Genomic DNA, 14,218 nt, shown 5'->3' with positions numbered 1-14,218 from the left:
CGCGCGAGGGCCCGCCGCGACATCGATCGCGGCGGGCCCTCGCGCGTGCCGGAGCCCCCGTCAGGCCAGTTCGAGCGCCAGGTAGAAGTCCACCCGGTCCTCCAGCCGGGAGAGGTCACGCCCGGTCAGTTCCTCGATCCGGCCTATCCGGTACCGCAGGGTGTTCACGTGGACGTGCAGCTGCGCGGCGCAGCGGGTCCAGGAGCCGTCCGAGCGCAGGAAGGCCTCCAGGGTGCGGACCAGGTCCGCCTGGTGCTCGATGTCGTACGCGATCACCTTGTCCAGCAGCCGGCTGCGGAACGCGCGGCGGACCTCGTCCGGGACGGCCGCCAGCAGCAGGACGTGCGAGGCGAGTTCCTCGGGGCCCGCGACGCAGACCCGGCCGACCCGGGAGGCGGCGATCCGGCGGGCGTGCCGGGCCTCCTCCAGGGCGCCGCGCAGGCCGCCGGCCTCGGAGGCGGGGGCGGAGACCCCGAGGGTGATCCGGCCCTCGGAGCCGAGCCCGGCCTCCAGCGGGGCGAGCAGGTCGCGCAGGGCGTCGGCGGGCACCGGGCTGTCCGGGGCCGGCAGCACCACGACGGCGCCGGCGCCCGTCCCGGCGACCAGCGCGCGGTCGGAGGCGGTGCCGAGCGCCTCCTCCAGGACGGCCCGGACGCTGCCCTCGGGCAGGCCGGTGCCCTCGGCGCTGAGCACCAGCCAGGAGGCGTCCTCCGCCGGGGACTTGGACTCGGGGCCCTCGTAGCGGGCGGCCATCGCCGAGGAGGCGTACAGGGTGCGGCTGATCTCGGCCGGGTCGGCGTCGCGGCGCAGCAGTGCGAGCACCTCGTCGGCGAGGCGGCGGCGCAGCCGGCGGCCCTCGTCGCGGCGGTGGCGCTCGGCGGCGACCAGCCGGGCCAGGTTCTCGGCGAGCTGCTGGCGCTTGGTGGTCCACTCGGTGATGTCGCCGGCGACCGCGAGCATCCAGTCGGCGAGCGGCACCTCGTGCTCGGCGGAGGCCGCGGCGGGCAGCAGCGAGTAGGAGCCGGCGGCCAGACGGACCCGGTGCGGGGGGCGGCGGCGCTGGCGCTGGGCGGCGAGGTGGGCGCGCACCAGCTGGTCGCGGTCCTCGGCGGAGAGCCGGTCGGCGGGGCCGGCGATCACCGCGCCGGTGGGGGCGAGGACCCAGCAGTCGAGGTCGAGGTCGCCGCCGAGCAGGTCGAGCACCGCGTCCAGCCCGCCGCCGCCGGCCGCCGAGACGAGCAGCCGGTGCCGGTCGACCAGGGCGGCGAGGTCGGCGGCGCGGTCGGCGGAGACCTGACGGCCGATGAACTCGGTGACGGTGCCGAACGCGATGTCGTCGGGGACGGCCAGCAGCGGCATCCGGTGGCGGCGGCAGGCCTCGACCAGGTCCTCGGGCACCGGGCCGACCTCGGCCTCGCCGGCCGCGAGGGCGACCGCGCCGCCGGCCGCGAGGGTCCGCACGAAGCGTTCGGAGTCGGCCGGGACGGTGCGCCAGAGCATGCCGGTGAGCACCAGCTCACCGCCGTGCAGGTAGCGGCCGGGGTCCTGCAGGTCCGTCGTCATCACGCCACTGACCTGCCGGTCCAGCTCTTCCTCGGCCGCGAGCAGGCGCAGTCGCGGGGCGCCGGGGGCGAGCAGGTCACGGACACGCATCCGCGGACTCCTTAGGGGGCTGGATCGAGGGGATCGAGAGGGGGGATCAGGGGGGGGTCGGGCGCAGGGATCGGGTGGGGATCGGGCGGAGGGATCGGGGGGAAGGGGGCACCGGACCGTCGGTCCGGGGGTCACAGTGTGCCCGAACATCCGTGCTCGGTGTTACGCACCAGCGGGCGGCCGGATCACGGGCCCGTAGCCCGTCCGTCACGGCCGGATTACGGTCGTAGGTAGCACCCGGCGAACACCTGGGCTGCGAGATTCTGCTCCTTAGAGGAACGTACAGGATGCCGGGCGGGACCACAGCCGGGGCTTCATGCCATCGGTGACTGCCAGTGGGCCGCGTCACAGGGGTTCACTGGGCGACACGCCGCCGGACACCCGGCGGGCGACGACTTGAGGAGACACCCGCATGGAGTTCCTTCGGCCCGCCACCTGGGACGAGGCACTCGCGGTGAAGGCTGAGTACCCGACCGCACTGCCCATCTCGGGCGGGACGGACGTCATGGTCGAGATGAACTTCGACGTGCACCGGCCATCCGCGATTCTCGATCTGAACCGCATCACCGAGCTCACCGAATGGTCCAACGACGGCAGCGTCGTCAAGCTCGGCGCCTCGGTCCCCTACACCCGGATCATCGACGAGCTGTCCGGGCCGCTGCCCGGCCTCGCCCTGGCGGCCCACACCGTCGGCTCGCCGCAGATCCGGAACCGCGGCGGCGTCGGCGGCAACCTCGGCGGCGCCTCGCCGGCCGGTGACGCGCACCCCGCGCTGCTGGCGGCCGGACGGGACGTGTTCGTCGAGGCGGCCTCGGTGCGCGGCACCCGGATGATCCCGATCGACGAGTTCTACGTCGGCGTGAAGCGCAACAGCCTGGAGGCCGACGAGCTGATCCGGGCGGTGCACATCCCGGTGGCGGACGGCCCGCAGCAGTTCTCGAAGATCGGCACCCGCAACGCGATGGTGATCGCGGTCTGCGCCTTCGGCTTCGCCCTCCACCCCAGGAACGGCACCGTCGGCACCGGTATCGGTTCGGCTGCCCCCACGCCGCGCCGCGCCGTCGAGGCCGAGGAGTACCTGCAGGGCGTGCTCGCCGAGCGCGGGCTCTGGGAGTCCGGCGAGCTGCTGGGCGCCGAGGTGATCCAGCGGTTCGGCGAGCTGGTGAAGGACGCGGCCTCGCCGATCGACGACGTCCGGGGCACCGCCGACTACCGGCGTCACTCCCTGGCCGTGATGGCCCGCCGCACCCTCACCTGGTGTTGGAACGACTACGGCAAGCAGATCAGGAGCGCGGCATGAGGGTCACTTTCACCGCCAACGGCAAGCCCGTCGAGGCCGACGACGTGTGGGAGGGCGAGAGCCTGCTCTACGTGCTGCGCGAGCGGGTCGGCCTGCCGGGCTCGAAGAACGCCTGCGAGCAGGGCGAGTGCGGCTCCTGCACGGTCTACCTGGACGGCGTCCCGGTCTGCTCCTGCCTGGTCGCGGCCGGCCAGGTGCAGGACCGCGAGGTCCGCACGGTCGAGGGGCTGAGCGAGGAGAACGGCGAACTGGGTCTGGTCCAGCAGGCGTTCATCGACGCCGGCGCCGTCCAGTGCGGCTTCTGCACCCCCGGCCTGCTGGTGCAGACCGACGCCCTGCTGGAGCACGACGCCCAGCCGAGCGACAACGACATCCGCGAGGCGCTGTCCGGCAACCTGTGCCGCTGCACCGGCTACGAGAAGATCATGGACGCGGTGCGGCTCGCCTCGGCCCGCAAGTGCGCCGGGAAGGGTTCGGCATGACCACCAGGACCATCCAGGGCCAGAAGAACCTGCAGAACATCAACCAGGCGTCCAAGGACGGCATCGGCGGCTCGCCGCTGCGCCCGGACGGCAACCTGAAGGTCAAGGGCGAATTCGCCTACTCCTCGGACATGTGGCACGAGGACATGCTGTGGGGCATGGCGCTGCGCTCGCCGCACCCCCGCGCCAACATCCTCTCGGTGGACATCTCCGAGGCGCTCAAGGTGCCCGGCGTGTACGCGGTGCTGACCCACGAGGACATCCCCGGCTCGAAGTACTACGGCCTGGAGATCCAGGACCAGCCGGCCCTGGCGATCGACAAGATCCGATACCACGGCGAGGCGATCGCGCTGGTCGCCGCCGACCACCCGGAGACGGCCCGCCGCGCGGTGAAGAAGATCGCGGTCGAGTACGAGGTGCTCACCCCGATCGTCACCGAGGAGCAGTGCCTCGACCCGGAGACGCACGGCTACGTCCACGAGCCGCACGAGTACAAGTCGCACGCGTACGGCAACATCTGCCACGAGCAGCGGCTGGTCTCCGGCGGCGGCGTGACCGACGAGGTACGGGCCCTGGCGGACGTCATCGTCAGCGGCGACTACGAGGTCGGCATGCAGGACCAGGCCTTCCTCGGGCCGGAGTCCGGCCTGGCGGTGCCCGCCGAGGACGGCGGCATCGACCTCTACATCGCGACCCAGTGGCTGCACGTGGACCGCGAGCAGATGGCCCCGGTGCTGGACCTGCCCGAGGAGAAGGTCCGGCTCACGCTGGCCGGCGTCGGCGGCGCCTTCGGCGGCCGCGAGGACATCTCGATGCAGATCCACGCCTGCCTGCTGGCCCAGCACACCGGCAAGCCGGTCAAGATCGTCTACTCCCGGGACGAGTCCTTCTACGGCCACGTGCACCGCCACCCGGCGAGGATGCACTACGAGCACGGCGCGACCCGCGACGGCAAGCTGGTCTTCGCCGACTGCCGGATCGTGCTGGACGGCGGCGCCTACGCCTCCGCCTCGCCGGCCGTGGTCGGCAACGCGGCCTCGCTCGGGCACGGCCCGTACGTCATCCCGAACGTCCGGATGCACGCCATCGCGCTCTACAGCAACAACCCGTCCTGCGGGGCGATGCGCGGCTTCGGCGCGGTCCAGGCGGCGTTCGGCTACGAGTCGCAGATGGACAAGCTGGCGGCCGAACTGGGTATGGACCCGGTGGAGTTGCGGCAGCTGAACGCGATGTCGGAGGGCGACTTCATGCCCACCGGCCAGCAGATCGACTCGCCCGCGCCGGTGGCCGAACTGCTGCGCCGGGCCAAGGAGATGCCGCTGCCGCCGCCGCTGGACACCGAGCACCTGGACGTGCGCGCGCTGCCCGGCGCGCTGTCCAACACCTCGCACGGCGAGGGGATCGTGCGCGGCGTGGGCTACTCGGTAGGCATCAAGAACGTCGGCTTCTCCGAGGGCTTCGACGACTACTCCACGGCCCGGGTGCGGCTGGAGGTCATCGGCGGCGAGCCGGTCGCGATGGTGCACACCGCGATGGCCGAGGTCGGCCAGGGCGGCGTCACCGTGCACGCCCAGATCGCCCGCACCGAGCTGGGCGTCGAGCAGGTCACCATTCACCCGGCCAACACCGAGGTGGGATCGGCCGGTTCGACCTCGGCCTCGCGCCAGACGTACATGACCGGCGGTGCGGTGAAGCTGGCCGCCGAGGCGGTCAAGCGGGAGCTGATCGACAAGGGCCGGCGGCGCTACGGCTGGAGTCACAAGGACATCGTGCTGGCCGGCGGCAAGGTCGTCTCGGAGAGCGCCGGCGTCCTGGTCTCCATGGTGGACCTGCTCGGCGACGAGGCCATCGACCTCACCCGCGAGCACCACCACCGGCCCACCCAGCCCTTCGACAAGGAGACCGGCCAGGGCTTCGGCCACGTCCAGTACACCTTCTGTGCCAACCGCGCCGTGGTGGACGTGGACGTGGAGCTGGGCCTGGTCAAGGTGGTCGAGCTCACCGCCGTCCAGGACGTCGGCAAGGCGCTCAACCCGCTCTCCGTGGTCGGCCAGATCCAGGGCGGCTGCACCCAGGCGCTCGGCCTCGCCGTGATGGAGGAGATCATCGTGCGGGACGGCAAGGTCCGCAACGCCTCCTTCACCGACTACCTGATCCCCACCATCCTGGACACCCCGCCGATCCCGGTGGACGTCCTCGAACTTCCCGACCCCCACGCGCCGTACGGGCTGCGCGGGGTCGGTGAGGCGCCGACCGTCTCGGCGACGCCGTCCATCGTGGCCGCCATCCGCAACGCCACCGGTCTCCCGCTCAACCGGATCCCGGTCCGCCCGGAGCACCTGACCACCGAACAGCCCGGCTGATCCCGGCAGTTCACGCTTCCCCGGGGCGGCGACCGTCTTCCCCGCCGCCCCGGGGGCACCACCCCCACCCGCTGCCCTGCCCACGCCGGGGTCAGCAGCGGTGCGCACCACCCTCCAAGCACCGCCGGCACTCCCCCTCATTTCGAGTGCCCCCCAGTGAGTCGATGCGTCCCCCTACGCCGCTTCGTTGACCGGCAGTCAGGTCGGCTCGCCCACCCCAACCCCCTTTGACACTTGGGAGTGGACATGACCAGGATCCCCACGGAGCCCGGCACCACCGAAGACAGACCCGCCGGGGGCGACACCCACCCGTCGTCCCCGGCCCCCCGCCCGTCGAGCGCACTGGACGCCTACTTCAAGATCTCGGCACGCGGCTCGACGCTCGCCAACGAACTCCGCGGTGGTCTCACCACCTTCATGGCGATGGCGTACATCATCCTGCTCAACCCGCTCATCCTGAGCGGCGCGGACGTCACCGGCGTCAAGCTGGACCACGCCGCACTGACCACCGCCACCGCGCTGGCGGCGGCCGTCACCACCATCCTGATGGGCGTGGTCGGCAACGTGCCGCTCGCCCTCGCCGCCGGCCTCTCGGTCTCCGGCGCGGTCTCCGCGCTGGTCGTCCCCCACACCACCTGGGCGCAGGCCATGGGCCTGTGCGTGATCTACGGCCTGCTGATCGTGCTGCTGGTGGTCTCCGGACTGCGCGAGAAGATCATGGACGGCATCCCGCTGCCGCTCAAGCACGCCATCACCATCGGCATCGGCCTGTTCGTCACCGTGATCGGCCTCTACAAGGCCGGGTTCATGCACACCGGCGGCCCCACCCCGCTGTCCCTCGGCCCGACCGGCGAACTGGCCGGCTGGCCGGTCCTGGTCTTCTGCGTCACGCTGCTGTCGATCTTCGTCCTGATGGCCCGCGGCGTCCGCGGCGCGATCCTGATCGGCATCGCCGGCGGCACCGTGCTCGCGGTGATCGTCAACAAGGCCGCCCACGTACCCGCCGACGCCTGGAAGAACTCCGTACCGGTGTGGCCCGGCAGCCCGGTCTCCGCGCCCGACTTCAGCCTGTTCGGCCACGTCGACCTGTTCGGCGCATTCGGCGCCCGGGGCATGGGCGCGATCAGCGCCTCGGTCGCGGTGTTCACCCTGGTGCTGGCCGGCTTCTTCGACGCGATGGCCACCATCATCGGCGTCGGCACCGAGGCCGGACTGGCCGACAAGCAGGGCCGGATGCCCGGTCTGTCCAAGGCGCTGTTCATCGACGGCGCCGGCGGCGCGGTCGGCGGCCTGGCGGGCGCCTCCGGCCAGACCGTCTTCGTCGAGTCCGCGACCGGCGTCGGCGACGGCGCCCGCACCGGCCTCGCGTCCACCGTCACCGGCGGGCTGTTCGCGCTGATGCTGTTCTTCTCGCCGATCGCCGGCATCGTCCCGGTCGAGGTGGCCTCCGCCGCCCTGGTCGTGATCGGCTCGATGATGATGAGCCAGGCCCGGCACATCGACTGGTCCGACCGCGAGGTGGCCATCCCGGCCTTCCTCACCTGCACACTGATGCCGTTCACGTACAGCATCACCGCGGGCGTCGCGGCCGGCGTCATCTCGTACACGGTGATCAAGGCCGGGGTCGGGCGCTGGCGCGAGCCCGGGGCGCTGATGTGGATCCTCACCGGGGTGTTCGTGCTCTACTTCGCGCTCACGCCGATCAAGTCCTGGCTCGGCGTGCACTGACCGGCCCCGCCGGCTCCGTAGGTGCGACCGGCCCCGCCGGCTCCGTGGGTGCGACCGGCCCCTCGCAACACCGCCGCCGTACGGGATCGTTTCCCGTACGGCGGCGTCCACCGCTACTGTCGAACCGTGTAAGGAGCCTCCGCCATGCAGGACATCGCCGAGCAGCTGCAGGCCTGGCACGCGGCCGGGCGTGCATTCGCCGTGGCCACCGTGGTCGGCGTCTCCGGCAGCGCACCGCGCGATCCCGGGGCGGCGCTGGCCGTGGACGCGGGCGGCGAGGCGATCGGCAGCGTCTCCGGCGGCTGCGTCGAGGGCGCGGTGTACGAGCTGTGCCAGGCCGCGATCGAGAGCGGCGAGCCGGTGCTGGAACGCTTCGGCTTCAGCGACGAGGACGCCTTCGCGGTCGGCCTGACCTGCGGCGGAGTCCTGGACGTGTTCGTCCAGCCGGTCGTGCCGGGGGCCGACGCCGGACTGGACGCGGGGATCGCCCACATCGCCGCCGGGACACCGGTCGCGCTGGTTCGGGTGATCGCCGGACCGGCCGCGCTGCTCGGCGCCACCCTCGCGGTCACCGCCGACGGCCTCTCCGGGGCGCTGTCCGTCGGGCCGTCCACCGTCGGCGGGCTGGAGCGGGCGATCGTCGCGCAGGCCCGGGCGATGCTGGAGGCCGGACGCACCGGCCGCCTCGTCCTCGGCCTGGACGGGCGCCCCTGCGACGAGCACGAGCTGGGCACCGTCACCTGCTTCGTCGAGTCCTACGTGCCCCCGCCGCGGATGCTGGTGTTCGGGGCGATCGACTTCGCGGCCGCGGTGGTGCGGATCGCCAAGTTCCTCGGCTACCACGTCACCGTCTGCGACGCCCGGCCCGTCTTCGCCACCACCCGCCGCTTCCCGGAGGCCGACGAGGTCGTCGTCGACTGGCCGCACCGGTACCTGGACTCCCAGCTCGGCCGGATCGACGGACGCACCGTGCTCTGCGTGCTCACCCACGACGCCAAGTTCGACATCCCGCTGCTCGAACGCGCCCTGCGGCTGCCGGTCGGCTACGTCGGCGCGATGGGCTCGCGCCGCACCCACCGGGACCGCGAGGCGAAGCTGCGCGAGGTCGGGCTCACCGAGGCCGAACTGGCCCGGCTGCGCTCCCCCATCGGCCTCGACCTGGGCTCGCGCACCCCCGAGGAGACGGCGGTCTCGGTCGCCGCCGAGATCATCGCCCACCGGCGCGGCGGCAGCTGCCTGCCGCTGAGCACCGGCGACGGACCGATCCACCACGACACGGCCCGGGCCGCGGCGGACGACGGCGCCCGCACCGGTGCGGAGGAGGCGCGGCCGCCGCGGACCCACGCCGCCTGAGCGTGACGTTGCGTGCCCACCGGGGCGGCGGGACGCTGGAGTTGCGGACTCGCCCCGAGCCCGGGGAAGGAGCGGGGACCATGCGCGCCCTGCTGGAAATCGAACTCGACACGGCCACCGCCAACCAGGCCATCACCAGTGGAGAGATGGCGGACGGCCTCCGCGAAGCACTGGCCGAACTCAAGCCCGAGGCGGCCTACTTCTTCGCCCGCAACGGGAACCGCGCCCTGATCGCCGTGATCGACGTCGCGGACGAGGCCGCGGTGCCGTCCATCGCCGAGCCGTTCTGGCTACGCATGAACGCCAAGGTCGACCTGCACATCTGCATGAACGCCGACGACCTCATGACGGGCCTGCAGCGACTGGCCTCCTGACTCCCCCGGCCCCGGCCCCGCCCCCGGCCCCGCCGGCGGGCCGCCGGTCAGTCGCCCAGCGCCAGCTTCACGCCGAAGCCCACCACGACCGCACCGGTCACCCGGTCCATCAGCCTGCGGGTCGCCGGCCGGCGCAGCCAGCCCCGCAGCACCCGGGCGAAGCCCACCAGCACCGTCGACCAGAGCACCCCCTCCACGACGTGGACGCAGGTCAGCGCCACGCCGGCGGCGAAGTGCGGGGCCCCCGCGGGGATGAACTGCGGGAGCACGGCCACGTAGAAGACCCCGACCTTGGGGTTCAGCAGATTGGTCAGCGTGCCCCGCCGCCAGCCGTGCCCGAACCCGCCCTCCGTCGGCTCGTCCTCGACCGCCACCCGGGCACCCCGGTCGCGGAGCATCCCGATGCCCATCCACACCAGGTACGCCGCGCCCGCCCAGCGCAGGACGTCGTACGCCAGCTGCGAGGCGGTGAGCAGCGCCGTCACCCCCGCCGAGGTCAGCGTCCCCCAGATCAGCGTGCCGGTCTGGATGCCGAGTACGACCCCCCACGCCTGCCGCCGCCGCCCCAGCGCCGATGTCCGCAGGACCAGCGCGGTGTCGATCCCGGGCGTCAGCGTGAGCAGCCCCACGACGAGGGCGAAGGACCACAGCGCGGTTGTCATCTCCATGGCCCTGGATGCTCTCACAGGGCCCGGACACCGCCCCGGGCGGCGTCAGTCCGCGGCACCGGACGGCACGACCCACCGGGTCGGCCGGCCGGCGGGGATCGGGCAGCCCGCCCGCGGCCGACCGGTCGAGGAATTCCTGGCCCCTGTGGCGCTTGACCTCGTCTTCGAGAGCCGCGTTGACGGTGGCGACCGTGGTGGACGTGCCGAGGATCTCGGCGGCCTCGGCCAGCAGCGCGTCATTGACGTCCATCACGATACGGGCCATGGTCGACCTCCCGGGAACGGAGCGGGGCCTGCGATGTCGACAATCCCACTCGATGTCGCAGGCCCCGCTGGTCCGTTCCGGCGACGTTCACCCGGTCAGGTGACGTTGAGGCGGGCGGCGAGGCGCAGCAGGCCGGGGCTGAGACGGGACAGGAAGCGGGCCGCCTTGGCCTCGGGGGTGACGGGGACGACGGCTTTGCCGGTGCGGACCGCGGCGAGGACGGCGGTGGCGACCTTCTCCGGGGGGAAGCCGCGGCGGGCGTAGAGCTTGGCGGCACGGGCCTGCTTGGCGGCCTGTTCGGCGGCGGTGGTGGCGGAGAAGGTGGAGGTGCGGGTGATGTTGGTGTTGACGATGCCGGGGCAGATGGTGGAGACGCCGATGCCGTGGTCGACGAACTCGGCGCGCAGGCAGTCGGAGAGCATGAACACCGCGGCCTTGCTGGTGGCGTAGGCGGTGAGCGCCTTGGAGGGCAGGTAGGCGGCGGCCGAGGAGACGTTGACGATGTGGCCGCCCTGGCCGCGGTCGGCCATCAGGGTGCCGAACGCGCGGCAGCCGTGGATCACGCCCCAGAGGTTGACGTCCAGGACGCGCTGCCACTCCTTCTCGGTGGTCTGCAGGAAGGTCCCGGAGTGGCCGATGCCCGCGTTGTTGACCACCACGTCGGGCACCCCGTGTTCGGCGGCGACGGTCTGCGCGAAGGCGTCCACCGCCGCGCCGTCGGAGACGTCCACCCGGTAGGCGCGCGCCGCGGGGCCGATCAGCGAGGCGAGTTCGGCGGTGCGCTCGGCGGACGCGAGGTCCAAGTCGCAGACCACCACCCGGGCACCCTCCTCGGCGAAGGCCAGCGCGGTGGCCCGGCCGATGCCGCTGCCGCCGCCGGTGACGACCACCAGCCGGCCGTCGTCCAGGGCAGGTCGCTCCCCCGTGGCCTCGTCGGCGCGGCCGGCCTCCGTGCGGGCGGTGAACTCGCGGACCATTCCGGCCACGGTGACTCCCTTCTCCAGCAGCGCCGACCAGTGGCCGGCGTGCAGCGTCCTGCGGGTGAGGTCGGGCACCCAGCGCTCCAGGCCTTCGGAGAGGTAGGTGCCGACGTAGCGGTCCCGGGTGAGGGTGATCAGCTGGACCGGCACGAGGGTCGGCCGCTCGCGCGGACTTCCCATGGTGGGGCGGAAGTTGGCCCGGTACAGCTCGATGCCGCGCACGGCGTCACGGCGCAGGCTGCGCTGCGGGTGGTCGGCGCGCGGGGTGACGTGCTCCAGGTCGCGCAGCACCCGCGGCCAGGCCCGGGCGAGGCCGAGGCGCCAGACGCCGGGGGCCAGGTAGGGCAGGTGGAAGGCGGTGATGTACCAGGAGTGCAGGCCCTGGTGGAGCAGTTGCCGCAGGTGGCGCGGGGTGGGGCGGCGCAGCCGGTGGCGCAGCCAGTACCCCATGTGGTCCAGGCTGGGGCCGGACATGGTGGTGTACGACGCGATCCGGTGCTCGGCGCCCGGCGCGGTGACGGCTTCCCAGGACTGTATCGAGCCCCAGTCGTGGGCGACCAGGTGGACCGGGCGGTCCGGGCTGACCGCGTCGGCGACGGCGAACAGGTCATCGGCCAGCCGCTCCAGGCGGTAGCCGTCGCGGTCAGCGGGGACGCCGGACTCGCCGGCGCCGCGGACGTCGTAGCGGACCACGTGGTGGTCGCGGGCGAGGTCGGCGGCGATGTCGTCCCAGACGGCGTGGGTGTCGGGGTAGCCGTGGACGAGGAGGACGGTGGGGGCGGCCGGGTCGCCCTGCTCGAAGACGGCGAGCGGCAGGCCGCCGGAGTGGACGGTCCGGCGGCGGGTCGGGGTCGTCATCGGGTGGCCTCCAGGGTGCTCGGCTCAGCGGTCGTTGCGGCGGGCGCGGGCGCAGCGGCTTCGGGCCCGGCGGGCGCGGGCGTCGCGGTGGTCTCGGTCGACGTCGAGGTTGCGGTCGAGGTCGCGGTCGAGGTCGAGGTCGAGGTCGCGGTCCAGCGGCGGACGTGCGGCAGGTCGTCGTCCAGCCAGTAGGCGTCGTCCTCGGTGACCACCAGCAGCTCCTCGAACTTGATGCCCACACCGCGGAAGCCGATGTGCGGCTCGACCGCCCACAGGCCGGGGGTTGGCGCGTGCCGGGACGACCGCCCGTCCGCCCAGAGCGGTGAACGGCCGTGCAGGCGCTCGGAGATGAGCTCGCGGCCGAGGGTCTGCAGGGTGCGCACGCCGAAGCCGAAGACGTTCACCCCGGCCGGGCCGCGGGCCACGGTCCGGGTGACCTGGTGGCCGATCACCCGACCCGGGTAGACCTGGTGGCGGTTGTCGTAGCCGTGCGCGGCGAGCTGCGCGTCCACCGCCGCGTACACCTCGGCGAGGGGCTTGCGCGCCCGCACCTCGGCGAGGATCAGCTCGCGGTAGACCCGCAGGTCGGCGGCGAGCCGGTCCCAGACCCGGTTCTCGCCGACCTTGCCGCCGTAGCCGATGTCGGCGGTGTAGCCGTCCACGACCGGCGCGCAGTCCAGGACGTACGGCATGCCCTCCTCCAGGCGGCGGTTGCCGGCGAAGAACTGCAGCGGGGTGTGGAAGTGCCGGAACGCCGTGCGGTCCCCGAACCAGGCGAACGGGACGTGGAAGAAGTCCTGCACCCCGGCGGCGACCAGACGGCGGCGCAGCTCGGCGGTGGCCTGCCGCTCGGTGACGCCGGGTTCGATCCAGGCGGCGACCTGTTCGGCGCAGTGGTAGGCGAGCTGCTGGGTCTCGCGGAAGCGGGCGAGGTCGCGCTCGGTGTAGCGGAAGGCGGGGGTCGCTTTCGCCATGGCGGGGGCTGCTCCTTCTAGAGGTCGAGCACGAGGGTCTCACCCTCGGCGGCCCGGGAGACACAGGGCAACAGGGCACCGGCGGCGCGCTGCTCGGGGGTGAGGCGGCGGTCCCGGTGGTCGGGCGAGCCGGCCAGCAGGCGGACCTCGCAGGTGCCGCAGAAGCCCTGGTGGCACGAGTACGGGAGGTCCGGGCGGGCCTCGCGCAGCACGTCCAGGGCGGACCGGTCGGCGGGCACGTCGAGGGTCGGGCCGTCCGTGCCGAGGCGGACGGCGAAGGGCTCGCCGTCGGTGATCGGGGCGGCGCCGAAGCGCTCGAAGTGCAGCGCACCGCTGGGCCCGTCGGCCCCCTCCGGGCCGCCGTCCAGGGCCCGCTGCACGGCGGCGAGCATCGGAGCCGGGCCGCAGCAGTAGACGGCGGCACCGCGCGGGGCGTGGGCCAGCAGCTCGGCGCCGGTGGGGAGGCCGCCGTGCTCGTCGTCGGTGCGCAGGACCACCCGGCGCGGATCGAGGGCGCGCAGCTCGTCCGCGTACGGGAGGGTGTCGGCACTGCGGCCGACGTGCACCAGGCGCCAGTCCAGGCCGTGGCGCTGCGCCTCGCGGGCCATCGGGAGCAGCGGGGTGATGCCGATGCCGCCGGCCAGCAGGAGGACGGCGGGTTCGGCGCAGAAGGCGAAGCCGTTGCGCGGGCGGCGGGCGGTGAGGCGGGCGCCGGGGTGCAGGGCGTCGTGGATCTCGACGGACCCGCCACCGCCCCCGGGCAGCCGCCGGACGGCGATGCGGTAGGCGGTGCGGTCGGCCGGGTCACCGGTGAGGGAGTAGTGGCGCTCGCGGCCGGAGGGCAGGGCGAGGCGCAGGTGGGCACCGGGCTGCCAGGCCGGCAGCGGGCCGCCGGAGGGGTCGGCGAGCTGCAACTCGACGACGTCGGCGGCCAGTTCGCGGCGGGCGATGACGACCAGCTGCAGCTGCGGGGTGGGGCGGCTGAACGGGCGGCGGGGGTTGCGGCGCAGCAGGGGGCCGCCGAGGGCCGGGGAGTAGCGGTCGCCGAAGGCGGTGAGCCAGCGCATGAAGGCGTCGGCGCGCGGGCGGCCGTAGAGGTCGGGGGGCGGGGTGAGCAGGTCCATCCGGCGGGGTTCCTTGGCGTCGGGAGAGGCGTCGGGCGGGGCTTCGGGCGCGGGGCGGGTGACGGGTGACGAGTGACGGGTCACAGGCGACGGAGG

At 73.4% G+C, this 14,218-nt stretch carries 11 protein-coding genes and 1 pseudogene; 6 read left to right on the top strand and 6 right to left on the bottom strand.

Features of this window, described 5'->3' with window-relative positions:
* Positions 1 to 60 precede the first annotated feature (60 nt).
* A complete protein-coding gene (locus ACIGG8_RS14120; RefSeq protein WP_396547948.1) occupies positions 61 to 1,653 on the bottom strand; it encodes a PucR family transcriptional regulator in 1,593 nt (530 codons plus the stop codon).
* Positions 1,654 to 2,065: 412 nt separating this feature from the next.
* Here ACIGG8_RS14120 and ACIGG8_RS14115 point away from each other — a divergent pair, with 412 nt between their 5' ends.
* The 6 genes from ACIGG8_RS14115 to ACIGG8_RS14090 all read left to right on the top strand — a co-directional run bounded on the left by ACIGG8_RS14115 (position 2,066) and on the right by ACIGG8_RS14090 (position 9,253).
* On the top strand, positions 2,066 to 2,953 hold the full coding sequence (locus ACIGG8_RS14115; protein WP_350525514.1) for an FAD binding domain-containing protein: 888 nt from the start codon (positions 2,066 to 2,068) through the stop codon (positions 2,951 to 2,953).
* Positions 2,950 to 3,435 (top strand): (2Fe-2S)-binding protein, encoded by a 486-nt coding sequence (locus ACIGG8_RS14110; protein ID WP_350525513.1) that lies wholly within the window; start codon positions 2,950 to 2,952, stop codon positions 3,433 to 3,435. The genes ACIGG8_RS14115 and ACIGG8_RS14110 overlap by 4 nt, the downstream gene beginning before the upstream one ends.
* A complete protein-coding gene (pucD, locus tag ACIGG8_RS14105) occupies positions 3,432 to 5,798 on the top strand; it encodes a xanthine dehydrogenase subunit D (protein ID WP_396547946.1) in 2,367 nt (788 codons plus the stop codon). Before ACIGG8_RS14110 ends, pucD begins: the two co-directional genes overlap by 4 nt.
* 246 nt (positions 5,799 to 6,044) lie before the next feature.
* The gene (locus ACIGG8_RS14100; RefSeq protein WP_396547944.1) at positions 6,045 to 7,526 is read left to right on the top strand and encodes an NCS2 family permease; all 1,482 of its coding nucleotides are present in this window, start codon (positions 6,045 to 6,047) and stop codon (positions 7,524 to 7,526) included.
* A gap of 144 nt (positions 7,527 to 7,670) precedes the next feature.
* Positions 7,671 to 8,879, top strand: a complete 1,209-nt coding sequence (locus ACIGG8_RS14095) for an XdhC family protein (protein WP_396547943.1) — start codon at positions 7,671 to 7,673, stop codon at positions 8,877 to 8,879.
* 80 nt (positions 8,880 to 8,959) lie between these two features.
* Positions 8,960 to 9,253 (top strand): hypothetical protein, encoded by a 294-nt coding sequence (locus ACIGG8_RS14090; RefSeq protein ID WP_350525509.1) that lies wholly within the window; start codon positions 8,960 to 8,962, stop codon positions 9,251 to 9,253.
* Between the two features lie 47 nt (positions 9,254 to 9,300).
* Here ACIGG8_RS14090 and ACIGG8_RS14085 read toward each other — a convergent pair whose 3' ends face one another.
* The 5 genes and pseudogenes from ACIGG8_RS14085 to ACIGG8_RS14065 form a co-directional block, all read right to left on the bottom strand.
* Entirely contained in the window at positions 9,301 to 9,921 is a 621-nt protein-coding gene (locus ACIGG8_RS14085; RefSeq protein WP_350525508.1) for a LysE family translocator, read from the bottom strand.
* 145 nt (positions 9,922 to 10,066) lie between these two features.
* Positions 10,067 to 10,171 (bottom strand): annotated as a pseudogene (locus tag ACIGG8_RS14080) (type II toxin-antitoxin system VapB family antitoxin); the annotation flags it as partial.
* A gap of 110 nt (positions 10,172 to 10,281) precedes the next feature.
* Complete coding sequence (locus tag ACIGG8_RS14075; protein WP_396547940.1) at positions 10,282 to 12,024, bottom strand: SDR family oxidoreductase; 1,743 nt, start codon at positions 12,022 to 12,024, stop codon at positions 10,282 to 10,284.
* Positions 12,021 to 12,998, bottom strand: a complete 978-nt coding sequence (locus tag ACIGG8_RS14070; protein ID WP_396547938.1) for a M24 family metallopeptidase — start codon at positions 12,996 to 12,998, stop codon at positions 12,021 to 12,023. Before ACIGG8_RS14070 ends, ACIGG8_RS14075 begins: the two co-directional genes overlap by 4 nt.
* 17 nt (positions 12,999 to 13,015) lie before the next feature.
* Positions 13,016 to 14,122, bottom strand: coding sequence for a PDR/VanB family oxidoreductase (locus ACIGG8_RS14065; RefSeq protein WP_396547936.1), 1,107 nt, complete (start codon positions 14,120 to 14,122; stop codon positions 13,016 to 13,018).
* Positions 14,123 to 14,218: the final 96 nt, after the last annotated feature.

Source organism: Kitasatospora sp. NPDC085464 (assembly GCF_044541955.1).
Lineage (GTDB): Bacteria > Actinomycetota > Actinomycetes > Streptomycetales > Streptomycetaceae > Kitasatospora.
Note: the sequence above shows the minus strand (reverse complement) of the source record. Positions and strands in the feature narration are given on the sequence as shown.

Excerpts from the sequence above, each read along its gene's own strand:
- ACIGG8_RS14085 (WP_350525508.1), bottom strand. The coding sequence starts at position 9,921 with ATGGAGATGACAACCGCGCTGTGGTCCTTCGCCCTCGTCGTGGGGCTG.
- ACIGG8_RS14065 (WP_396547936.1), bottom strand. The coding sequence starts at position 14,122 with ATGGACCTGCTCACCCCGCCCCCCGACCTCTACGGCCGCCCGCGCGCC.
- ACIGG8_RS14090 (WP_350525509.1), top strand. The coding sequence starts at position 8,960 with ATGCGCGCCCTGCTGGAAATCGAACTCGACACGGCCACCGCCAACCAG.
- ACIGG8_RS14100 (WP_396547944.1), top strand. The coding sequence starts at position 6,045 with ATGACCAGGATCCCCACGGAGCCCGGCACCACCGAAGACAGACCCGCC.
- ACIGG8_RS14095 (WP_396547943.1), top strand. The coding sequence starts at position 7,671 with ATGCAGGACATCGCCGAGCAGCTGCAGGCCTGGCACGCGGCCGGGCGT.
- ACIGG8_RS14115 (WP_350525514.1), top strand. The coding sequence starts at position 2,066 with ATGGAGTTCCTTCGGCCCGCCACCTGGGACGAGGCACTCGCGGTGAAG.
- pucD (WP_396547946.1), top strand. The coding sequence starts at position 3,432 with ATGACCACCAGGACCATCCAGGGCCAGAAGAACCTGCAGAACATCAAC.
- ACIGG8_RS14120 (WP_396547948.1), bottom strand. The coding sequence starts at position 1,653 with ATGCGTGTCCGTGACCTGCTCGCCCCCGGCGCCCCGCGACTGCGCCTG.
- ACIGG8_RS14110 (WP_350525513.1), top strand. The coding sequence starts at position 2,950 with ATGAGGGTCACTTTCACCGCCAACGGCAAGCCCGTCGAGGCCGACGAC.
- ACIGG8_RS14070 (WP_396547938.1), bottom strand. The coding sequence starts at position 12,998 with ATGGCGAAAGCGACCCCCGCCTTCCGCTACACCGAGCGCGACCTCGCC.
- ACIGG8_RS14075 (WP_396547940.1), bottom strand. The coding sequence starts at position 12,024 with ATGACGACCCCGACCCGCCGCCGGACCGTCCACTCCGGCGGCCTGCCG.